This is a genomic window from Kitasatospora sp. NPDC057965, from assembly GCF_042887135.1.
Classification (GTDB): Bacteria; Actinomycetota; Actinomycetes; order Streptomycetales; family Streptomycetaceae; genus Kitasatospora.
Genome location: NZ_JBHVPZ010000026.1, coordinates 1 through 21,304, shown reverse-complemented (window position 1 = coordinate 21,304; position 21,304 = coordinate 1). Strand labels below are relative to the sequence as shown.

At 72.8% G+C, this 21,304-nt stretch carries 13 protein-coding genes; 9 read left to right on the top strand and 4 right to left on the bottom strand.

Features of this window, described 5'->3' with window-relative positions:
* The first annotated feature begins 112 nt into the window (after positions 1-112).
* The 3 genes from ACFVVU_RS28760 to ACFVVU_RS28750 all read left to right on the top strand — a co-directional run bounded on the left by ACFVVU_RS28760 (position 113) and on the right by ACFVVU_RS28750 (position 3,840).
* Positions 113-1,738 carry an MFS transporter gene (locus ACFVVU_RS28760; protein WP_387793161.1) on the top strand — a complete coding sequence of 542 codons (1,626 nt, stop codon included), beginning with the start codon at positions 113-115 and terminating at the stop codon, positions 1,736-1,738.
* 121 nt (positions 1,739-1,859) lie between these two features.
* Positions 1,860-2,498, top strand: a complete 639-nt coding sequence (locus ACFVVU_RS28755) for a TetR/AcrR family transcriptional regulator (RefSeq protein ID WP_355361943.1) — start codon at positions 1,860-1,862, stop codon at positions 2,496-2,498.
* A 292-nt stretch (positions 2,499-2,790) separates the two neighbouring features.
* Positions 2,791-3,840: an endonuclease/exonuclease/phosphatase family protein gene (locus ACFVVU_RS28750; protein WP_380682146.1), complete on the top strand. Its 1,050-nt coding sequence runs from the start codon at positions 2,791-2,793 to the stop codon at positions 3,838-3,840.
* Positions 3,841-3,855: 15 nt separating this feature from the next.
* On the opposite strand, the gene ACFVVU_RS28745 is transcribed toward ACFVVU_RS28750, so the two are convergent.
* Positions 3,856-5,610, bottom strand: a complete 1,755-nt coding sequence (locus tag ACFVVU_RS28745; RefSeq protein ID WP_387793158.1) for an NAD+ synthase — start codon at positions 5,608-5,610, stop codon at positions 3,856-3,858.
* A gap of 225 nt (positions 5,611-5,835) precedes the next feature.
* Here ACFVVU_RS28745 and ACFVVU_RS28740 point away from each other — a divergent pair, with 225 nt between their 5' ends.
* Positions 5,836-7,197, top strand: a complete 1,362-nt coding sequence (locus ACFVVU_RS28740; RefSeq protein ID WP_380682144.1) for a glutamine synthetase family protein — start codon at positions 5,836-5,838, stop codon at positions 7,195-7,197.
* 162 nt (positions 7,198-7,359) lie between these two features.
* Positions 7,360-8,610 carry a hypothetical protein gene (locus ACFVVU_RS28735; protein ID WP_387793156.1) on the top strand — a complete coding sequence of 417 codons (1,251 nt, stop codon included), beginning with the start codon at positions 7,360-7,362 and terminating at the stop codon, positions 8,608-8,610.
* 120 nt (positions 8,611-8,730) lie between these two features.
* On the opposite strand, the gene ACFVVU_RS28730 is transcribed toward ACFVVU_RS28735, so the two are convergent.
* On the bottom strand, positions 8,731-9,480 hold the full coding sequence (locus ACFVVU_RS28730; protein WP_387793154.1) for a class E sortase: 750 nt from the start codon (positions 9,478-9,480) through the stop codon (positions 8,731-8,733).
* Between the two features lie 162 nt (positions 9,481-9,642).
* Between ACFVVU_RS28730 and ACFVVU_RS28725 the strand changes: the two genes are divergently transcribed.
* Positions 9,643-12,675 (top strand): bifunctional [glutamine synthetase] adenylyltransferase/[glutamine synthetase]-adenylyl-L-tyrosine phosphorylase, encoded by a 3,033-nt coding sequence (locus tag ACFVVU_RS28725; protein WP_387793152.1) that lies wholly within the window; start codon positions 9,643-9,645, stop codon positions 12,673-12,675.
* A 72-nt stretch (positions 12,676-12,747) separates the two neighbouring features.
* Here ACFVVU_RS28725 and ACFVVU_RS28720 read toward each other — a convergent pair whose 3' ends face one another.
* Positions 12,748-13,659, bottom strand: coding sequence for a phosphatase PAP2 family protein (locus tag ACFVVU_RS28720; RefSeq protein WP_380682140.1), 912 nt, complete (start codon positions 13,657-13,659; stop codon positions 12,748-12,750).
* An 813-nt stretch (positions 13,660-14,472) separates the two neighbouring features.
* On the opposite strand from ACFVVU_RS28720, the gene ACFVVU_RS28715 reads away from it, so the two are divergent.
* Both ACFVVU_RS28715 and ACFVVU_RS28710 read left to right on the top strand, forming a co-directional pair.
* The gene (locus tag ACFVVU_RS28715; RefSeq protein ID WP_387793150.1) at positions 14,473-16,809 is read left to right on the top strand and encodes a M4 family metallopeptidase; all 2,337 of its coding nucleotides are present in this window, start codon (positions 14,473-14,475) and stop codon (positions 16,807-16,809) included.
* Between the two features lie 211 nt (positions 16,810-17,020).
* Positions 17,021-18,745: a carbohydrate-binding module family 20 domain-containing protein gene (locus tag ACFVVU_RS28710; RefSeq protein WP_387793148.1), complete on the top strand. Its 1,725-nt coding sequence runs from the start codon at positions 17,021-17,023 to the stop codon at positions 18,743-18,745.
* Positions 18,746-18,808: 63 nt separating this feature from the next.
* Here ACFVVU_RS28710 and ACFVVU_RS28705 read toward each other — a convergent pair whose 3' ends face one another.
* Complete coding sequence (locus ACFVVU_RS28705) at positions 18,809-19,555, bottom strand: SDR family oxidoreductase (RefSeq protein WP_380682137.1); 747 nt, start codon at positions 19,553-19,555, stop codon at positions 18,809-18,811.
* A 493-nt stretch (positions 19,556-20,048) separates the two neighbouring features.
* On the opposite strand from ACFVVU_RS28705, the gene ACFVVU_RS28700 reads away from it, so the two are divergent.
* Positions 20,049-21,146 (top strand): alpha/beta hydrolase, encoded by a 1,098-nt coding sequence (locus tag ACFVVU_RS28700; RefSeq protein WP_380682136.1) that lies wholly within the window; start codon positions 20,049-20,051, stop codon positions 21,144-21,146.
* The last annotated feature ends 158 nt before the right edge of the window (positions 21,147-21,304 follow it).

The window sequence follows — 21,304 nt, the reverse complement described above, 5'->3', positions numbered from 1 at the left end:
ACGGATTCGTCTCGTATCGAAAATGCCGCTACCCTGACCGCAGGGGGGTTACGAGACGACCGCGGCTCGAAATTCCCGCCAGTGCCACGCCGTACCACGACGGGAAGAACCCATGACCACCGCCGCCGCGCCACCCCGTGTGCCGGAAGCCATCCACCGCCGCCGCTGGGCGATCCTGTGCACCCTGGTGCTCGCCCTGCTCGTCGTCGTGCTCGACAACTCGATCCTCAACGTCGCGATGAAGACCATCGCGTCCCCGGCGCCCACCGGCATCGGCGCCAGCCAGAGCGACCTGGAATGGTCGATCAACTCCTACACCCTGGTGTTCGCCGGGCTGCTCTTCACCTCCGGTCTGCTCGGCGATCGGTTCGGCCGCAAGCGGGCGCTGCTGGCCGGCATGGCCGTCTTCGGCCTCGCCTCGCTGCTCTCCGCGCTCGCGAGCACACCGGGCGAGCTGATCGGCTACCGCGCGCTGATGGGCGTCGGCGGCGCGCTGGCCATGCCGGCCACGCTCGCCATCATCATGAACGTCTTCGAGCGCTCCGAGCAGCCCAAGGCGATCGGCGTCTGGGCCGGCGCCGTCGGCCTGGCCATCGCGATCGGCCCGATCACCGGGGGCCTGCTGATCGAGCACTTCTGGTGGGGCTCGATCTTCCTGGTCAACGTGCCGATCGTGGTCGTGGCGCTGATCGCGATGGCGGTGCTGGTCCCCGAGTCCAAGGACCCCAACCCGGGCCGGATGGACCCGGTCGGCGTGCTGCTGTCCATCATCGGCCTGGTCGCGCTGATCTTCGGCATCATCAAGGGCGGCGAGCTGGCCGACTTCACCGCCGTCGAGGCCTGGGGCCCGGTACTGGTCGGCCTGGCCGCGCTGACCGCCTTCGTGCTCTTCGAGCGCCGCACCGCCCACCCCGCGCTGGACATCGGCTGGTTCCGCAACAAGGTGTTCAGCGCCTCGGTGGTCGTGGTCGGCGTGGTCTTCTTCGCGCTGATGGGCGTCTCGTTTTTCGGCGTCTTCTACACCCAGAGCGTGCGCGGCTACAGCGCGCTGCAGGCCGGTGTGCTGATGCTGCCGCTGGCCGCTGCCCAGCTGGTGTTCGCCCCGCGCGCCCGGCTGGTGGTCGACCGCTTCGGCATCCGCGCCACCTGCGCCGTCGGCATGCTGTTCATCGCGGTCGGCTTCCTCGGCTACCTGCTGCTGGACGCCACCACCCCGATCTGGGTGCTGGTCGCGCTCGGCCTGCTGATGGGCACCGGCATGGCGCACGTCATGCCGCCGATCACCGTCGCGATCATGGGCTCGCTGCCCCGCGAGAAGGCGGGCGCAGGCTCGGCGGTCAACAACACCTTCCGCCAGGTCGGCGGCTCGCTGGGCGTCGCGGTGCTCGGCGCGGTGCTCTCCACCGTCTACCGCGACGGGATGTCCGACAAGCTCGCCCAGCTGCCCGTCCCGGAGCTGCGGGAGAAGGCCGGCGAGTCGCTGGAGGCCACCCTGGCCGTCGCCGCCCGGCTCGGCGACCGCGGCAAGGAGCTGATCGGCCCGGCCAACGACTCCTTCCTCGACGCCATGCACGTGGTGGCCGGGCTCTCCGCCGCGATCACCGTGGGCGGCGCGCTGATCGCCTGGTTCCTGCTGCCCGGCAAGGCCCCGGCCGACGGTTCCGCCGGCGGCTCCGCCGCGGCGCCGGGCGGGCGGGCGGACACGGCGGCGCGCAAGACGGCGGCCGCGGAAGCCTGACCCGCGACCGCGCTGAGCGAGAATGGGGCCCTGGCACCGGGAACCCGCCGGTGACGGGGCCCACGAGCGCGTGCGACCCCCGCCCTCCCTCGGGCGGGGGCCCACAACCGGGAGACGTGAGATGAAGACCGAGCCGACGGCCGTGCCGTCCTGCACCGGCCCGCGCCGGGGCAGGCCCCGCAGCGAGGCCGCCGAGCAGGCGATCTTCGCCGCCGTCGAGGAGCTGATGACGGACGGCACCAGCCTGTCCGAGCTGACCATCGAGGGCATCGCCACCGCCGCCGGCGTGGGCAAGGCCACCATCTACCGGCGCTGGCCCAACAAGGAGGCGCTGCTGGTCGACATGGTCAGCAGGCTGGAGGAGCCGCTGCCCGCCGCCACCGGCTCGATCCGCGGCGACCTGGTCGCGATGATCGAGTACATGCGGCTGCGCGGGCTCGCCAAGCGCTCCCGCTGGGTGCTCAAGGCGGCGCTCGGCCAGATGCAGAGCTGGCCCGAGCTGAACGCCGCCTACCGCGAACGGGTGATCCTGCCGCGCCGGGAGGCCGCCCGGGACGTCATCCGCCGGGGCGTCGCCGAGGGCGAGCTGCGCGCCGACCTCGACGAGGAACTGCTCGGCGACCTGCTGATCGGCCCCATCCTGGCCCGCAGCATCCTGTGGGACGACTCCGACCTGGACGACCCGGAGCTGGCCGAGCGGATGGTCGACGCGCTGCTGGCCGGCCTGGCCGGCCCGGCCCTGCGCCCCGTGCCCGCCTGACGCCTCGTGCCCGCCTGACGTCCCGTGCCCGCCTGACGTCCCGACAACCCGGCCTTCGCCTCCCCGGCCGCCCGACCTCCCCTCTTTCCGGCCGCCCCGTGCAGTGGCCTGGCTCACCAACCGGGCCACGCCGGAACCCCGGTCCACCGACCGGACGTCTGTCCCGGCATAGGCTGAGCCGGGAATCCGACCAAACCCGCCCCGGTCCGGCATGTCCTCCGCCCGCCCGGCGGTGGCCCGCGCCGGACCGGCGGCGGCACCGGCGGACGGCGCGAACGACGGGAGCCACGGCATGGCGCAGGCGGACAGGGCGGACCGGGTGTCCACGGCGGAGGCCGGCGACCCGGGATCCGGCCGGCGCCCCGCGGCCGGGTTCCTCGGCGTGCGGGGCTGGGGCCGGGACGCCCGCGGCGCCACCGCCTGGCGGCGCGGTCTGCTGATCGCCGTGGCGGCCCTGCTCGTCGGCGCCCTGATGGCCTTCCACGCCGAGGTGCCCAACAGCACCGGCAACCTCGGCAGCCTGCTGGAGACCTTCCTGCCGTGGGTGGGCCTGGCCCTGCCGGTGCTGCTGGTGCCCGCCCTGCTGCGCCGCTCCGCCACCGCGCTGCTCGCGCTGCTGGTGCCGGTGGTGATCTGGACCGACATGTTCGGCGGCGCGCTCACCGACAAGAGCGGCGGCACCGGCGACTTCACGGTGGTCAGCCACAACGTGGCCGCCGCCAACGAGGACCCGCAGGGCACCGTCCGGATGCTGGAGAAGTCCGGCGCGCAGATCGTCGCGCTCCAGGAGCTGGCCGGCCGGCCGCTGCGCGCCTACGAGTCCGGGCTGGCCGACAGCTACCCGTACCACGCGGTGGAGGGCACCGTCGGGCTCTGGTCCAAGTACCCGATCGGCGACGTCCGGGTGGTGGACATCAAGATGGGCTGGACCAGGGCGTTCCGGGCCGAGGTCGGCACTCCGCAGGGCCCCGTCGCGGTGTACGTCGCGCACCTGCCGTCGGTCCGGCTCAGGGCCGAGGGCGGCTTCACCGTCGACCAGCGGGGCGTCAGCGCCCAGGCGCTCGGCGACGCGATCGAGGCCGAGCCGGTGAAGAAGGTGCTGCTGCTCGGCGACCTCAACGGCACCATGAACGACCGCAGCCTGGCGCCGGTCACCTCGCAGATGCGCTCGGCCCAGGGCGCGGCCGGCGACGGCTTCGGCTTCAGCTGGCCGGCGACCTTCCCGATGGCCCGGATCGACCACATCATGAGCAAGGGCGGACTGCGGCCCACCGACTCGCGGACCCTGGAGCGGGACGGCAGCGACCACCTCGCGGTGGCCGCCACCTACCGCTACCAGTGACGGCGTGGGCTCCGGTCAGCCGCGGCGCCACCGGTTGGTGATCGGCAGCCGGCGGTCCCGGCCGAAGCCCTTGACCGAGATCTTCGGACCCGGCGGGTACTGCCGCCGCTTGTACTCGGCGGTGTCCACCAGCCGCACCACCCGGTCCACCACGGCCGGGTCGAAGCCCGCCGCCACGATCGCGTCCCGGCCCTGGTCGCCCTCGACGTACAGGTCGAGCACGGTGTCCAGCAGGTCGTAGTCGGGCAGCGAGTCGGTGTCCTTCTGGTCCGGCCGCAGCTCGGCGGACGGCGGCTTGGAGATGGTGTTCTCCGGGATCGGCGGCACCTCGCCGAGCCGCTCGGCCTCCTCGTTGCGCCAGCGGGCCAGCCGGAAGATCAGCGACTTGTAGACGTCCTTGATCGGGCCGTACGCGCCGACCGAGTCGCCGTACAGGGTCGAGTAGCCGACCGCCAGCTCGCTCTTGTTGCCGGGCGCGAGCACGATGTGCCCCTCCTGGTTGGAGATCGCCATCAGCAGGGTGCCGCGCAGTCGGGACTGCAGGTTCTCCTCGGCCAGGCCGGTCAGCTCGGTGGCCGCCATGTAGGCGTCGAACATCGGGGCGATCGGCACGGTGCGGAAGTTCAGCCCGGTGCGGTGGGCCAGCTCGGCCGCGTCGTCCCGGGAGTGCTGCGAGGAGTAGCGGCTCGGCATCGAGACGCAGTACACGTTCCCGGCGCCCAGCGCGTCCACCGCGAGGGCGGCCACCACGGCCGAGTCGATGCCGCCGGACAGGCCGATCAGCACCGAGCGGAAGCCGTTCTTGCGGACGTAGGCCCGGGTGCCGGAGACCAGCGCCGACCAGATCTCCGCCTCGTCGCTCAGCCGCGGCGCGACCCCGGCGGACAGCGGAGCGGCGGGGGCCGGGCCCGGCTCGCCGCCCAGCTCGGCGCGGACCAGGTGCAGGCCGTCGGCGAGCAGCAGCCCGTCGGTGTGGTCGCTGCTGGCGGCCGGCAGGTCGAGGTCCAGCACCAGCAGGTGCTCCTCGAACTGCGGCGAGCGGGCCAGCACCTCGCCGTCCGGGGCGACCACGATCGAGTCGCCGTCGAAGACCAGCTCGTCCTGGCCGCCGACCATGTTGACGTACGCGAGCGCGCAGCCCGCCTCGGCGGCCCGGCGGCGGACCAGCTCCAGCCGGGCGTCGTCCTTGTTCCGCTCGTACGGCGACCCGTTGATCACCAGCAGCAGGCCGGCCTCGGCCTCGCGGGCGGCGGTCACCCGGCCGCCGTCCTGCCAGATGTCCTCGCAGATCGCCAGCGCGACGTCCACCCCGTTCAGCCGCAGCACCGGCAGCTGGTCGCCGGGGACGAACCAGCGGTACTCGTCGAACACGCCGTAGTTCGGCAGGTGGTGCTTGGCGAACCGGGTGGCCACCTCGCCGCCGAACAGCACCGCGGCGCAGTTCTGCGGGGAGCCGGCCGGTCGGCCGAACCGCGGCGAGGCCTGCTCCGAACGGCCGAGGTAACCGACCACGACGGGCACCCCGCCGAGCCCCTCCGCGGCGAGCCGCGCGGCCAGCTCGACCAGCCCGGCCCGCGACGCCTCGACGAAGGAGCGACGCAGCGCGAGGTCCTCGACCGGGTACCCGGTCAGGGCCATCTCGGGGAACGCGACCAGCTGGGCACCGGCCTCGATGGCCTGCTTGGTCCAGTGCACCACCTCATCGCTGTTGCGTGCGATGTCACCGACCCACGGGTCGGTCTGGCAGAGGGCGAGACGGAGATTGGGCATGCCACCGAGTCTAATCGTCGATCTGACGCAATGTCTCGGCCGGGGGGTGCGCTGCGCCGGTCGGTGGTCCCTTCCCCGGGCTCCCGGTGGCCGGAGGGATCCACCGGGGCCGGTGGTGACCCCTCCGGGCCGGAGGGGTGAGGCCGTCCCCCGCGGGGCATCCCCGGCTCGATCCGCCATGATGGGCGTAACACGGGCGTAAAGAGCAGAGGTGAGACTGTCCCCATGGGCAAGCAGCAGGAGTTCGTGCTTCGAACGCTCGAAGAGCGTGACATCCGGTTCGTCCGGCTCTGGTTCAGCGATGTCCTGGGGTTCCTGAAGTCGGTCGCGGTGGCGCCGGCCGAGCTGGAGCAGGCGTTCGAGGAGGGCATCGGCTTCGACGGCTCGGCGATCGAGGGTTTCGCCCGGGTCTACGAGTCCGACATGATCGCCAAGCCGGACCCGACCACCTTCCAGATCCTGCCGTGGCGCTCGGAGACCCCGGGCACCGCCCGGATGTTCTGCGACATCCTGATGCCGGACGGCTCGCCCTCCTACGCCGACCCGCGGTTCGTGCTGAAGCGCACCCTGGAGAAGGCCTCCGCCCAGGGCTTCACCTTCTACACCCACCCCGAGATCGAGTTCTTCCTGCTGAAGAACCTGCCCGGCGACGGCACCCCGCCGATCCCCGCCGACCAGTCCGGCTACTTCGACCACACCCCGCGCGGGGTGGGCCACGACTTCCGCCGCCAGGCGATCACCATGCTGGAGTCGATGGGCATCTCGGTGGAGTTCTCCCACCACGAGGGCGCCCCGGGCCAGCAGGAGATCGACCTGCGGTACGCCGACGCGCTGTCCACCGCCGACAACATCATGACCTTCCGGCTGGTCATGAAGGAGGTCGCGCTGGAGCAGGGCGTCCACGCCAGCTTCATGCCCAAGCCCTTCTCCGACCACCCCGGCTCGGGCATGCACACCCACCTGTCGCTGTTCGAGGGCGACCGCAACGCCTTCCACGAGTCCGGCGCCGAGTACCAGCTCTCCAAGGTCGGCCGCTCCTTCATCGCCGGCCTGCTGCGCCACGCCGCCGAGACCGCCGCCGTCACCAACCAGTGGGTCAACTCCTACAAGCGGATCTGGGGCGGCTCGCAGCGCACCGCCGGCGCCGGCGGCGAGGCCCCGTCCTACATCTGCTGGGGCCACAACAACCGCTCCGCGCTGATCCGCGTCCCGATGTACAAGCCGGGCAAGCAGGGCTCCACCCGGATCGAGGTCCGCTCCCTCGACACCGGCTGCAACCCCTACCTCGCCTACGCCGTCACCCTGGCCGCCGGTCTCAAGGGCATCGAGGAGGGCTACGAGCTCCCGCCCGGCGCCGACGACGACGTCTGGGCCCTCACCGACGCCGAGCGCCGCGCCCTCGGCATCCAGCCGATGCCGCAGAACCTCGGCGAGGCCATCGACCTCATGCAGCGCAGCGAACTCGTCGCCGAGACCCTCGGCGAGCACGTCTTCGACTTCTTCCTGCGCAACAAGAAGCAGGAGTGGGAGGAGTACCGCTCCGAGGTGACGCCGTTCGAGCTGCGCAAGAACCTCCAGGTGCTCTGACGGTTCTGACGATCGGTCAACCGTAGTGGACGGTGCGGCCGGTGTCCCCCGGGCATGGTAATCCGTTGGGCCAATGCGGCTAATCCGCAGCGGTGCGAGCCGTCGCGGGGTGACGAGCAGGCGTATTCAGAAGATCCGTTTTGCGGATCACCCTGGAGTGTCATGCGTACTCGAATCACCACCCTGGCCCTGTCCGGACTGACCTCGGCCGCCCTCGTGTGTGGGGCCGCCTCGGCGGCCTACGCCTCGCCCTCCGCCGACCACCGTGCAGCCGCCGAATCGGCCGAGGCCCAGGGTGAATGGGTCGACGGTCTCCTCCGTCAGGCCGCGGAGGACAGCGGCGACGCCATTCACGCCCGGACCTTCGGCAACCGTGACTCGCGGCCGGCGAAGCTGGTGGTCCGGCAGTACGACCGGACGGACGGCGTCACCGGGACGGTCGCGGTCGACCCGGCCGAGGCGGCCCCGGCCGACGCCGTCCCGGCCGAGGCGGCGCCGGCCGTCGCCGCCGAGCAGGGCGTGGTGGCCCGGGAGGGCGACGAGGGGGACGAGCAGGGGGTCGCGGCCCAGCCGGGCGAGGAGGGAACCGATCAGGGCGCGGAGGAGCAGCCGGGCGAGGAGGAGCGCGGGCTGCTCGGTGTCCGGCCGTCGGGGCCCGGGTTCCCCGACGGACTGAAGGGGGAGTCGTCGGCCCCCACCGGCAAGCACTGCCACCACGAGGAGCCCGTCTGCCCCTGCCACCACGAGCACGGTGGGCACGAGGAGCACGGCGGCCACGGCGGGCACGGCGGGCATGGGGGGCATGGGGGGAACGGCGGGAACGGTGGGCATGGGGGGAACGGCGGGAACGGCGGGAACGGGAACCAGCCCACCCCGGCCTCGCTGGGCCAGTCCGAGAACCAGTCCGAGAGCCAGTCCGAGAGCCAGAACCAGGCGCAGGGCCAGTCCCAGGGCCAGTCCCAGAACGGCCAGCAGAGCCAGGACTCGCAGGTCAACGTGACGGTCGTCGTGCAGAACCACATCCACAACGACGTCAACAACAGCGCGAACACCAGCGTCGCCAGCCACGTGAACAACTCCTCGAACAGCTCGGCCAACAACTCCCTGAACAACTCCGCCCAGAACACGGCGAACAACAGCAACAGCAACAGCAACAGTCAGAGCCAGAACCAGACGGCCTCGCAGAGCAACACCGTCACCAACGTGAACAAGTCCAAGTCCGTCGAGGTGGAGCACCCGACCCCCAAGCCGCCCCACCACGGCGAGGAGCACAACTGGCACCACGGGGAGCTGGCCGAGACGGGCAGCGGGAGCTCGCCGGCCCTGGCCGGCCTCTCGGCGGCGTTCCTCGTTGCGGGCGCGGCGGCCATGCGGATCGGCCGGCGGTCCACGCGGTCCACGCGCTCCTCGTGACCCGGTCCGGCCCGCAGGGCGCCGGGTGAGCGCCGGCCGCGGCGGCCGGAGCAGGCAGTGACGGACGGGCGGTGCGCGATACGGCGCACCGCCCGTCCGTCGTGTGCCCGCCGGCCCGGCTCAGCGCAGTTCGGCGGGCGGGGTGCGGACCGGGTCCATCGGCTCCTCCCGCAGCAGGCTGCCCCAGACGACCATCCGGTAGCGCGAGGTGTAGACCGGCGTGCAGGTCGTCAGGGTGATGTAGCGGCCGGGTCCCCCGTACGGGGAGCCGGCGGGCACCGGGGCGATGACGCCGGTGTCGTCCTTGGTGGTCTCGGGCAGCGTGGCGTCGACGCGGTAGACGTACCAGCGGTCCCGGGTCTCCACCACCAGCGGGTCTCCCGGCTTCAGCCGGTCCAGGTCGTGGAACTTCGCGCCGTGCCCGTCGCGGTGGGCGGCCAGGGCGAAGTTGCCCTGCGGCTCCCAGGGCATGGCCGAGCGGTACGGCGCCGTGTAGGCCCCGGCGACCCCGTCCGCGAGGGTGTCCGGGTCGGCGCCGACCTCGATCAGCACCTGGTAGCCGGCGCCGAGGGCCGGGACGCGGAGGAAACCGATGGCGTCGCCCAGGGCGAACGGCGGCGGGGCGGGGGAGTCCGGCGGGGCGGCGGCGGTCGGCGGGGCGGCGGCCGGGGCCTCCCAGGACCGTCGCAGCCGCTCGCCGGAGAGGTCCGCGTGCCGGCCGGCCGTGAGGTTCGTCCACCACAGCGAGTGGACGAGCAGCAGGGCGAACAGCACGCCGACGGTGAACAGCAGATCGCCGGACACGCCGATCGCGACCCGCAGGGGGTGCCGGCGCCGGACGTTCCGTCCGGTTGGGTACTCGCTCGCCACGGGTCGTCCCTTCGGATGGGCGTGGGGGAGAGCCACGGGTCGGCCGGTCCGGCGTCCCGGGCGGCCATGCGTACTCCACCGCGCCGCCGAGCCGACGGGCAAGGCGACACGCCCCGCGGCCCCCGGGCGCGTAGCCTGCTGGGGCGGACCGACGGAGGGACGATGGCGGTGGAGGAACAGCGGGCCGGAAGCCGGGTCAGCCGGCCGGAGATCCGGCTGGTGCGGCGGGGGTTCACCGATCCGGAGCGGGCGTTGCGGCTGCTCGCCGAACCGGCGCTGACCGGTCTGGCCGCCGACCCGCTGCTGCTCGACGCACTCGCCGCCACGGCCGACCCGGACCTTGCCCTGCTCGGCCTGGCCCGGCTGCTGGAGGCCGCCGACCCGGCCGACCGGCAGACCCTGCGGGACACCCTCACCACCTCCAAGCCGCTGCGCGACCGGCTGCTCGGCGTGCTCGGCGCCTCCACCGCGCTCGCCGACCACCTGGCCCGGCACCCGCACGACTGGCACGCCCTGGTCACCTTCGAGCTGCGTGACATGCACCCCGGCCCGGAGGACTTCCGCCGCGCGCTCGCCGAGGGCGTCGCCGCCGACGCGGCCGACCCCGCCGGCCGCCCGGCCGACGCGCTGCGCGTCGCCTACCGCCGCTGCCTGCTGGCCATCGCCGCCCGCGACCTCACCGGTACCACCGACCTCGCCCAGACCGCCGCCGAACTCGCCGACCTGGCCGGCGCCACCCTGCAGACCGCCCTCGACCTCGCCGCCGCCCAGGACCCGCAGGCCGCCGCGGCCTGCCGGCTCGCCGTCATCGGCATGGGCAAGTGCGGCGGGCGCGAACTCAACTACGTCTCCGACGTCGACGTCGTCTACGTCGCCGAGCCGCGCGAGGGCGTCGGCGAGCAGGAGGCGCTCCAGGGCGCCACCCGGCTGGCCGCCGCCCTCACCCGGCTGTGCGCCGACACCACCGGCGAGGGCACCATCTGGCCGGTCGACGCCAACCTGCGCCCCGAGGGCCGCAACGGCCCGCTGGTCCGCACCCTGGCCAGCCACCTCGCCTACTACCAGCGCTGGGCCAAGACCTGGGAGTTCCAGGCGCTGCTCAAGGCCCGCCCGGTGGCCGGCGACCCGGAGCTCGGCGAGGCGTACACCGCCGCGCTGGCGCCGATGGTCTGGCAGGCCGCGGCCCGGGAGAACTTCGTCGCCGACGTGCAGCAGATGCGCCGCCGGGTGATCGACTCGATCCCGGCCACCGAGCTGGACCGCCAGCTCAAGCTCGGCCCCGGCGGGCTGCGCGACGTCGAGTTCTCCGTCCAGCTGCTCCAGCTGGTGCACGGCCGCACCGACGAGGCGCTGCGCAGCGGCAACACCCTGGAGGCGCTGGCCGCGCTCTCCCGCGGCGGCTACGTGGGCCGCGCCGACGCCGCCTCGCTGGACACCGCCTACCGGTTCCTGCGCTCACTGGAGCACCGGATCCAGCTGCACCGGCTGCGCCGCACCCACCTGATGCCCACCGGTGAGGAGGACCAGCGCCGGCTTGCCCGCTCGCTCGCCCCGCTGATCAACGACGACACCCGCTCCGACCCGGTCGCCGCGCTCCAGCGGGAGTGGAAGCGGCACGCGGTCGAGGTGCGCCGGCTGCACGAGAAGCTGTTCTACCGGCCGCTGCTGGACGCCGTCGCCGAACTGCCGACCGGTGCGGCCGGCCTGCGCCCCGAGGCCGCCCGGGCCCGGCTGGAGGCACTCGGCTACGCCGACCCGGCGGCCGCGCTGCGCCACCTCACCGCGCTCGCCTCCGGGGTCAGCCGCAAGGCCGCCATCCAGCGCACCCTGCTGCCGGTGCTGCTCGGCTGGTTCGCCGACTCCGCCGACCCGGACGCCGGGCTGCTCAACTTCCGCCAGGTCTCCGACGCCCTCGGCCGCACCCCCTGGTACCTGCGGCTGCTGCGGGACGAGAGCGCCGCCGCCGAGCAGCTGGCGCGGGTGCTGTCGGCCGGCCGGCTCGCCCCGGACCTGCTGCTGCGCGCGCCCGAGGCGGTCGCGATGCTCGGCGACCCGCAGGGCCTGGTGCCGCGCGGGCGGGACGCCCTGGAGCGGGAGGTGCTGGCCGCCGTCGGCCGGGCCGACTCGACCGGGGCCGCGGTGGCCGCCGTCCGCTCGGTGCGCCGCCGGGAGCTGTTCCGCACCGCCGCCGCCGATGTGCTCGGCCGGCTCGGCGAGGACCCGGCGCAGGCGCTGGACACCGCCGGCGAGGCGCTCACCGCGCTGAACGCCGCCACCCTGCAGGGCGCGCTGCGGGCCTGCGTGGCCGGCTGGGAGGCCCGCAACGGCGCGCTGCCGACCCGGCTCGCGGTGATCGCGATGGGCCGGTTCGGCGGGCACGAGCTGGGCTACGGCTCGGACGCGGACGTGCTCTTCGTGCACGAGCCGCTGCTCGGCTCGCTGGAGGACGAGGCGGCCCGGGCCGCGCAGGCGGTCTGCCTCGAACTGCGCGCGCTGCTCGCCGCGCCGTCCACCGAGCCGCCGCTGGAGGTGGACGCCGACCTGCGGCCGGAGGGGCGCAACGGCCCGCTGGCGCGCTCGCTCGCCTCGTACGAGGCGTACTACCGGCGCTGGTCGCACGCCTGGGAGAGCCAGGCGCTGCTGCGGGCCGAGCCGGTGGCGGGCGACCCGGAGCTGGGCGAGCGCTTCCGGCGGCTGATCGACCCGCTGCGCTACCCGGGCACCGGGGTGCCGGAGCGGGACCTGCTGGAGATCCGCCGGATCAAGGCCCGGATCGAGGCGGAGCGGCTGCCGCGCGGCGCCGACCCGACCACCCACACCAAGATCGGCCGGGGCGGGCTGGCGGACGTCGAGTGGACCGTCCAGCTGCTCCAGCTCCAGCACGGGCACGGGCTGCCGGGTCTGCGCACCACCCGGACGAGGAACGCGCTGGCGGCCGCGGCCGGGGCCGGGCTGGTCGGGGCCGAGGACGCGGAGGTGCTGGACGCGGCCTGGGTGCTGGCCTCCCGGGTGCGTTCGGCGGTGATGCTGGTGCGCGGCCGGGCGGGCGACTCCTTCCCGACGGACGCCCGGGAGCTGGCGGGGGTGGCGCGCTACCTGGGCTACGGGGCCGGGCACAGCGGCGAACTGGTGGACGACTACCGGCGCACCACCCGGCGGGCCCGGTCGGTGGTGGAGCGGCTGTTCTACGGGTGAGCGGGCGGACGGGGCGCGCAGCCGAGAGGGGCCCCGGAGAACCGGGGCCCCTCTATGCGTCCTGCGTGGGCGCTAGCGGCGGGCGCTGCTCACCGCGGGCTCGCTCCACTGCTCCGGGACGGTGACCGGCCGGGCCGGCTCCTCCTCCCGGGCGGGCACCTGCGGGAGCCTGTAGACCCAGGAATGGTAGAACCAGCGGGCGGCGAGGAAGCCCACCAGCAGGCAGATCTCGCCGCCGACGGCGTCCATCCAGAAGTGGTTGGCGGTCGCGACGATCACCACCAGGGTGGCCGCGGGGTAGAGCAGGCCGAGCGCCCGGACCCAGGTGCGGCGGGCCAGGAAGAAGATGGTCAGCCCGCACCACATCGACCAGCCGATGTGCATCGAGGGCATCGCGGCGAACTGGTTGGAGACGTGGGTGGCCGGGCCGGAGGCCATCGAGCCCCAGGTGCCGTGCGACTTCACGGTGTCGATGAAGCCGCCGTCGGTCATCAGCCGGGGCGGCGCCAGCGGGAAGAAGTAGAAGCCGACCAGCGCGATCGCGGTGGTGACGAACAGCACCGTGCGCACCGCGACGTAGCGGCCCGGGTGCCGGCGGTAGAGCCAGACCAGGACGCCGATGGTCACGATGAAGTGCAGCGTCGCGTAGTAGTAGTTCATCCCGGTGATCAGCCAGCCGACGCTGTCGACCGCGTGGTTGATCGAGCGCTCGACGGCGATGCCCAGGGAGTGTTCGAGGTCCCAGATCCAGCTCGCGTGCTTCTGCGCGACCGACTCCTGCTCGGGGACGGCGTTGCGCACCAGCGAGTAGATCCAGTAGCTGAGACCGATCAGTGCCAGCTCGAACCAGATCCGCGGGCGGGCCGGCGAACGGCGTTGCTCGCGGACGCGGGCGCGCAGCGCGGCCGTCCGGGTCTGGGCCGCGCTGGTGGCTCCGTCGGGCATGCGGCCGCCGTTCTGCTGGATCTCGGTCGGTTCCCCCATGGACGAGAAGTCTGCCAGACGTCCCGTAGCCGTCCGCTCATCCTCCGGAAGTGGATTCTTCACCGGCTGTCCCCCTTGAGTGGTAGGGGGTGGCTCCCACCGGGGGAGGGGGTGCGGGCGGGTCTGGTGCGGACCGGTGGGACGGGCATACGTCCCATTGTCATGCCGGGAGGGTCGGGGGGCGCAATCGGGGGTGGGCGGCCGGCGGGGTGAGGCATTGTGCCCGCCCGTACGACTTTCCGCAGCTTGCTGAAATTTCTTGCAGGCCTGCAGGCCCGGTGCCGTGCGGGATCTGACCGTTTCGGGCGCCTTCCGGTTCCGTTCAATGAATGGGGTTGACCGAAAACCGCCCGTGGCACGGCTGGAAAGGTGACGTGCCGCGCCCGTCCGGCGCTGTCCGCCGCCGCTCGGGCCGGGGGTGGGCCCTGAGTGCTGGTCAGTGCCTGCCGGGGGTGAGCAAACCTTTTCGGCGGGAATGAAAACGATCTTCGGAAGTTCTTGCCGCCGTAACACTGCCAGGTGTCCACCGGATCTACGGGCCGGTAGCTAATCGGCCAATCCATGGCATGCATCTGTCATTAACGGCTCGTTTGCTGCCACGATTCCTCCTGCTGCAGCCGAGGGGACCCCACCCCCCGGTGCAGCGGTCCGAGGTGAGGAACGGCGCGTCCCCTGCCGGAAAACGCTCGACCACCTTGCTCCGCAACCGCACCCGCGCCGCGTATCGGCGGCGGGGGCCCCCACTGAGTCGCAACCGCGGCCAGGTTCTCTCCACCGTCCGCGAACCCCGCGGCGGTCGGAAAAGGAGTCCGCATGTCCCGTTACGCCCACGCCCGGAAGGCCGCGGTTGTCATGGCCGCATCCACCGCGCTGCTGGTGACCGGCATCCCGGTCATCGCGCAGGCGGCAACCCCTGACGCGCCGGCGGTCGTCGCCGCGCAGCAGGCGAGCCGGGCGGAGCTGATCGCCTCCGCGAACCAGCAGACCGCCGGCATCGCCCAGACGCTGGGCCTGACCGGCAACGAGAAGCTGGTCACCAAGGACGTCGTCCAGGACACCAACGGCGCCCGCCACCTGCGCTACGAGCGCACCTACGCCGGCCTGCCGGTGCTCGGCGGCGACCTGATCGTCCACCAGGACGCCACCGGTGCCACCACGGGCGTGACCAAGGCCAGCGAGGCCGTGCTGAGCGGCGTCGACACCACGCCGAAGCTCGCCGCGCCCAAGGCCCAGGAGGCCGCGCTGGCCGCCGAGGCCGGCTCCGCGGTCGACACCGCCCCGCGCCTGGTCGTCTGGGCCGCCGACGGCACCCCGAAGCTCGCCTGGGAGACCGTCGTCTCCGGCCGGGAGTCGGACGGCACCCCGAGCCGGCTGCACGTCGTCACCGACGCCACCACCGGCGCGGTCCTGAGCAAGGCCGACGGCATCAAGACCGGCACCGGCACCGGCGTCTTCGTCGGCAACGTGCCGCTGACCACCACCCAGAGCGGGTCCAGCTACCAGCTCAAGGACGGCACCCGCGGCGGCCAGTACACCACCAACATGAACCACGGCACGTCGGGCAACGGCACGCTGTACAGCAAGACCAGCGACACCTGGGGCAACGGCCAGGCCAGCAACGGCGAGTCCGCCGCCGTCGACGCCCAGTACGGCGCCGCCGCCACCTGGGACTTCTACAAGAACACCTTCGGCCGCAACGGCATCCGCAACGACGGCGTCGGCGCCTTCAGCCGGGTCCACTACTCGACCGGCTACGTCAACGCGTTCTGGGACGACAGCTGCTTCTGCATGACCTACGGCGACGGTTCGGGCGACACCCACCCGCTGACCGAGCTGGACGTGGCCGGCCACGAGATGAGCCACGGCGTCACCTCGGCGACCGCCAACCTCACCTACTCCGGTGAGTCCGGCGGCCTCAACGAGGCCACCTCGGACATCTTCGGCAACGCGGTCGAGTTCTACGCGAACCTGCCCTCCGACAACCCGGACTACCTGGTCGGCGAGCTCATCAACATCAACGGCAACGGCACGCCGCTGCGCTACATGGACAAGCCCTCCAAGGACGGCTCCTCGGCCGACTCCTGGTACTCGGGCGTCGGCAACCTGGACGTGCACTACTCGTCCGGCGTCGCCAACCACTTCTTCTACCTGCTGGCCGAGGGCAGCGGCGCCAAGGTGATCAACGGCGTCAGCTACAACAGCCCGACCGTCAACAGCATCAGCCTCTCCGGCATCGGCCGGGACAAGGCGCTGCAGGTCTGGTACAAGGCGCTGACCACGTACATGACCTCCACCACCAACTACGCCGCGGCCCGCACCGCGACCGAGAACGCCGCCAGGGACCTCTACGGGGCGGGTAGCCCCGAGGTGATCGCGGTCGGCACCGCGTGGGCCGCCGTCAACGTCGGCACCCTGCCGCCGGACCCGGGCGGCGTCACCGTCACCAACCCGGGCAACCAGAGCACCAAGGCCGGCACCGCGGTCAGCCTGTCCGTCAAGGCGAACGGCGGGACCGGCGCGCTGACCTACACCGCCACGGGGCTGCCGGCCGGCCTGTCGATCAACGCCTCCACCGGCGTGATCAGCGGCACCCCGACCACCGTCGGCAACTCCAGCGTCACCGTGACGGCCAAGGACTCGGCGGGCAAGACCGGGACCACCAGCTTCACCTGGGCGGTCACCGACCCCAACAGCACCTGCACCCCGGCGCAGCTGCTCGGCAACGCGGGCTTCGAGACGGGTACGGCCGCGCCGTGGACCGCCTCCAGCGGCGTGGTCGACAACTCGTCCTCGCAGGCGCCGCACGGCGGTACCTGGAAGGCGTGGCTGAACGGCTACGGCTCGACCCACACCGACACGCTGTCCCAGACGGTGAGCATCCCGGCGGGCTGCTCGGCGACGCTGAGCTTCTACCTGCACATCGACACCGGTGAGTCTGGCACGACGGCGTACGACAAGCTGGCCGTCCAGGTCAACGGCACCACGCTGAAGACCTACTCGAACGTCGACGCGGCCGCCGGCTACCAGCTGCGGACCTTCGACCTGTCGGCCTACGCGGGCCAGACGGTGACCCTCAAGTTCACCGGCACCGAGGACGTCTCGCTGCAGACCAGCTTCGTGATCGACGACACCTCGATCGCGACGAGCTGACCCTGCGCCGGTGACGCCGGCGGTAACCAGGTGAGACAGGGGCAGGGCCCGGCGGGTGCGACCGCCGGGCCCTGTGTCGTGCGCGGGGTATTGACGGCCTCCGGCCGGGCCCCTAGGTTCAGCGCTGCAAGTTTCTGAAACGTTTCAGCAAGCTTTCGCGCGTGCTCCCCGGACTTCCCCCACCCGGCCACCCCCCCCCACAGGAGACAACGTGGTCACCACCGCCCGCGCAGCCGGCGCGCTCACCGCCTCGGCGGGTCTCGCGCTCTCCCTCACCGTCGCCTTCGGCGCGGCCCCCGCCGCCCAGGCCGCCCCGCCCGGCGGCGGCAAGGACGTCACGGCGACGCTCTTCGAATGGCGCTTCGACTCGGTCGCCAAGGCCTGCACCGACACCCTCGGCCCCAAGGGCTACGGCTTCGTCGAGGTCTCGCCGCCCCAGGAACACATCCAGGGCGGCCAGTGGTGGACCTCCTACCAGCCCGTCGGCTACCGGATCGCCGGGCGGCTCGGCGACCGGGCGTCCTTCAAGCGCATGATCGACACCTGCCACGCGGCCGGCGTCAAGGTGCTCGCCGACTCGGTGATCAACCACATGTCCGCGGGCTCCGGCACCGGCACCGGCGGCACCGTCCACAGCAAGTACGCCTACCCCGGCTACTACCAGGACCAGGACTTCCACACCTGCCGGACGGCGATCGGCAACAACTACGGCGACCGCTCCAACGTGCAGAACTGCGAGCTGGTCGACCTCGCCGACCTGGACACCGGCAGCACCTACGTCCGGCAGACCATCGCCCGCTACCTCGACGACCTGGCCTCGCTCGGCGTCGACGGCTACCGGATCGACGCCGCCAAGCACATCGCCGCCACCGACCTCGCCGCCATCAAGGCCGCGACGGCCAACCCCCAGGCGTACTGGGTGCAGGAGGTCATCTACGGCGCGGGCGAGCCGATCCAGCCCTCCGAGTACACCGGCACCGGCGACGTCGACGAGTTCCGCTCCGGCACCTGGCTGAAGAGCGCCTTCCAGGGCGGCAGGCTCGCCGACCTGTCCGGCTGGGGGAACGGCCTGCTGCCCACCGCCAAGGCCCGCACCTTCGTCGACAACTGGGACACCGAGCGCAACGGCTCCACGCTCACCTACCGGGACGGCTCGACGTACACCCTGGCCAACGTCTTCATGCTGGCCCACCCGTACGGCTCGCCGAACGTGTACTCCGGCTACGCCTTCACCGGCCACGACGACGGCCCGCCGAACGGCGGCACCGTCAACGCCTGCTACCAGGACGGCTGGAACTGCACCCACGCCTGGCGGCAGGTGGCCAACATGGTCGGCTTCCGCAACGCGGTGGCCGGCACCGCGCTCACCGACTGGTGGACCGACGGCGCCAACGCGATCGCCTTCGGCCGCGGGAACAAGGGCTTCGTGGCCATCAACCGGGAGGGCGGCCCGGTCACCCAGACCTTCCGGACCTCGCTGACCGCCGGCTCCTACTGCGACGTCCAGCACGGCGACCCGGCGTCCGGCGGCTGCACCGGCCCGTCCTACACCGTCGGCACGGACGGGCGCTTCACCGCGACCGTCGGCGCGGGCGACGCCGTCGCGCTGTACGCCGGCGCGCCCGGCAGCGGCACGACGGTGACCGGCGGCGCGTCCTTCGCCGTCAACGCGACCACCGTCTACGGGCAGAACGTCTACGTGGTCGGTGACAACGCCGCTCTCGGCAGCTGGAACACGGCCGCCGCGCTGCCGCTCTCCTCGGCCGCGTACCCGGTCTGGAAGACGGACGTGACGATGCCCGCCGGTACCGCCTTCTCCTACAAGTACCTCCGCAAGGACGCCTCGGGCGCCGTCACCTGGGAGTCCGGTGCCAACCGGACCGCCACCGTGCCGGCGTCGGGCAAGGTGACGCTGAACGACACCTGGCGCCCGTAGCGGCCCCCTTGGACCGGGACCCTCGTCTCCGGCGGGACGAGGGTCCTGCTTCCTGTCGGGGGGTCAGCCGCGGCCGATGTACGGCATGGCGCTCGCCATCACCGTCGCGAACTGCACATTGGCCTCCAGCGGCAGCTCCGCCATGTGCCGCACCGTGCGCGCCACATCGGCGACGTCCATCGTCGGCTCCACCGCGACCCGCCCGTCCGCCTGCGGCACTCCGCTGCTCATCGCGGCCGTCATCTCGGTGGCGGCGTTGCCGATGTCGATCTGCCCGCAGGCGATCCGGTACGGACGGCCGTCCAGGGAGAGGGACTTGGTCAGCCCGGTGACGGCGTGCTTGGTCGCCGTGTACGCGGCCGAGCGCGGCCGCGGGGCGTGCGCGGAGATCGAACCGTTGTTGATGATCCGGCCGCCCTGCGGCTGCTGCGCCCGCATCTGCCGGAACGCGGCGCGGGCGCAGAGGAAGGCGCCGGTGAGGTTGACGTCGACCACGGCCCGCCACGCGTCGACATCGAGTTCGTCCACGGTGCCGGCGGGGCCGAACGCCCCGGCGTTGTTGAACAGCAGATCCACCCGCCCGAACCGCTCGACCGCCGCTCCGAACAGCGCGTCCACGGCCCGCGGGTCGGTGACGTCGGTCGGCACCGCGAACGCGTCATCCCCCCCACTCAACCGCGCGCTCTCCCGCAACGCCTCCTCCCGCCGCCCGGCCAGTACCACCCGCCACCCCCCGACCACGAGCTCGACCGCCACGGCCCGCCCGATCCCGCTCCCGGCTCCGGTGACGACGGCGATGCGTTCCAACATGGCGGACTCCTGGTCAGGTTGCTGTGGGCGCGGACGGACTGCTCGATCCTCTCGAAGATGTCAGCGCCCGTCTCCCGGCTGATCGCTGCCGCCGCGCGGATCGAGGTGGGGGAACGGTCGGAACCGGCCCCCGCGTGCTGTCCCGGCGAGCGCTCTGTTCGGCGTGTGCGCTCGCTCGTTCGGGGGGTTTGTCGGGTTCCGGTGGACGGGTGGCGGTTGGGGCCCGCCGGTCGGCGGGGGTTGGGTCCCCGCCGGTTGGGAGGGGTGGCCGGGGGCTTTACCGGATCGGGAACAAACATTGGATCGGTGCTGGCCAACGCGCAACCGGGGCACAGCGGCCCACGTCATAAGATCGCAGGACGGCGCGCTCCCGTGCGGGCGGCCTCCCGGGGGTCCCGCACAGTGTCGCGGCCCCGGGCCTGTCCGGCCCCACCCGGGGGCCACCGCCCGGCTCCGTGGGAGCGGGCGCGACACCGGTCGGAGAGTTCTCACCGTGCAGCCGCAGTCCTTCCGTTTCCGCGCCGTGCTGACCGGCGCCACCGTGTTCACCCTGGCCGCCGCGCTGGCGGCCTGCGGCAGCTCGGACGGCGGGAGCGCCGGGAAGGCGGGGGACGCGGCGAAGGGTGGCCACTCCTCGGCGGCGGCCACCGGTTCCTCCTCGGTGCCAGGGTCCCCGACGGCGGCGGGGTCGAGCTCGTCGGCGGCCGCTCCGGCCACGACCGCGGCGCCCGGGACCCCCGCGTCGTCCGGCAAGGTGCTGATGCCCACCGGCCCGCAGGCCGCGTTCAGCAAGGCCAGGGACACCGCGGCCGGCCAGATCACGGTGACCACGCTGACCGGCGCCAAGTCCGGGGTCACCGGAAAGGTCTGGGTCTGGCTCCCGCCCGAGTACAACGACCCCAAGTACGCGAAGACCGGCTTCCCGGTGCTCACCCTGTACGCGGGCGGCCAGAGCGCCGGCTACAACACCTGGACCGACAACCAGCTGCCGATCCAGGAGGTCGACGCCGATCTCGCCAAGCAGGGCAAGGCGCACCCGTTCATCATGATCATGCCGGTGCAGAACCTGGACTCCAACGAGGCCAAGGCCCTGGAGTGCGCCGACATCCCCGGCCAGCCCAAGATGGGCACCTGGATGGCCGAGGACGTCCCCGACTTCGTCCGTGCCAACTTCCGCACCGTGAAGGGCCGCGACGGCTGGGGCCTGATGGGTGCCTCCACCGGCGCGTTCTGCAGCGCCAAGCTGGCCCTGCAGCACCCGGACAAGTTCAAGGCGGCCGTCCCGATCGACGGCTACTTCACCCCGGACTCGCCGCTCTGGAAGGGCTACGAGAACGACCGCCAGGCCAACAGCCCCGACCTGCTGGTCACCCAGGGCAAGGCCGACGTGCGGATGCTGGCCACCGCCGGCGGCGCCAACGCGTACGAGAACAAGCTGGTCAAGGCCTGGGTCGCCAAGGCCGCTCCGCCGCTCACCGTCGAGTACTACGAGCAGCCCGGCGGCAAGCACCTGACCAGCGACTTCAAGAAGATGATCCCGGACACCCTGCAGTGGCTCAGCAAGAACCTCGCGGGGCCGGAGAGCGACTGAGCCCTGCGCGGCTGTGACGGGAACGGGGCCGGGGGGGGCCCCCCGGGCGCCCGGGCCCCCCCCCCCCCCCCCCCCCCCCCCCCCCCCCCCCCCCCCCGGAAGTTTTGCCCCCCCTTTTCCGCCCCCCCCGCCCGAACCCCCCCACCGCCCCCGCGCAG

Bases quoted from the DNA above. Each gene is read 5' to 3' on its own strand.
- ACFVVU_RS28760 (WP_387793161.1), top strand. From the start codon at position 113: ATGACCACCGCCGCCGCGCCACCCCGTGTGCCGGAAGCCATCCACCGC.
- ACFVVU_RS28755 (WP_355361943.1), top strand. From the start codon at position 1,860: ATGAAGACCGAGCCGACGGCCGTGCCGTCCTGCACCGGCCCGCGCCGG.
- ACFVVU_RS28750 (WP_380682146.1), top strand. From the start codon at position 2,791: ATGGCGCAGGCGGACAGGGCGGACCGGGTGTCCACGGCGGAGGCCGGC.
- ACFVVU_RS28745 (WP_387793158.1), bottom strand. From the start codon at position 5,610: ATGCCCAATCTCCGTCTCGCCCTCTGCCAGACCGACCCGTGGGTCGGT.
- ACFVVU_RS28740 (WP_380682144.1), top strand. From the start codon at position 5,836: ATGGGCAAGCAGCAGGAGTTCGTGCTTCGAACGCTCGAAGAGCGTGAC.
- ACFVVU_RS28735 (WP_387793156.1), top strand. From the start codon at position 7,360: ATGCGTACTCGAATCACCACCCTGGCCCTGTCCGGACTGACCTCGGCC.
- ACFVVU_RS28725 (WP_387793152.1), top strand. From the start codon at position 9,643: ATGGCGGTGGAGGAACAGCGGGCCGGAAGCCGGGTCAGCCGGCCGGAG.
- ACFVVU_RS28720 (WP_380682140.1), bottom strand. From the start codon at position 13,659: ATGGGGGAACCGACCGAGATCCAGCAGAACGGCGGCCGCATGCCCGAC.
- ACFVVU_RS28715 (WP_387793150.1), top strand. From the start codon at position 14,473: ATGTCCCGTTACGCCCACGCCCGGAAGGCCGCGGTTGTCATGGCCGCA.
- ACFVVU_RS28705 (WP_380682137.1), bottom strand. From the start codon at position 19,555: ATGTTGGAACGCATCGCCGTCGTCACCGGAGCCGGGAGCGGGATCGGG.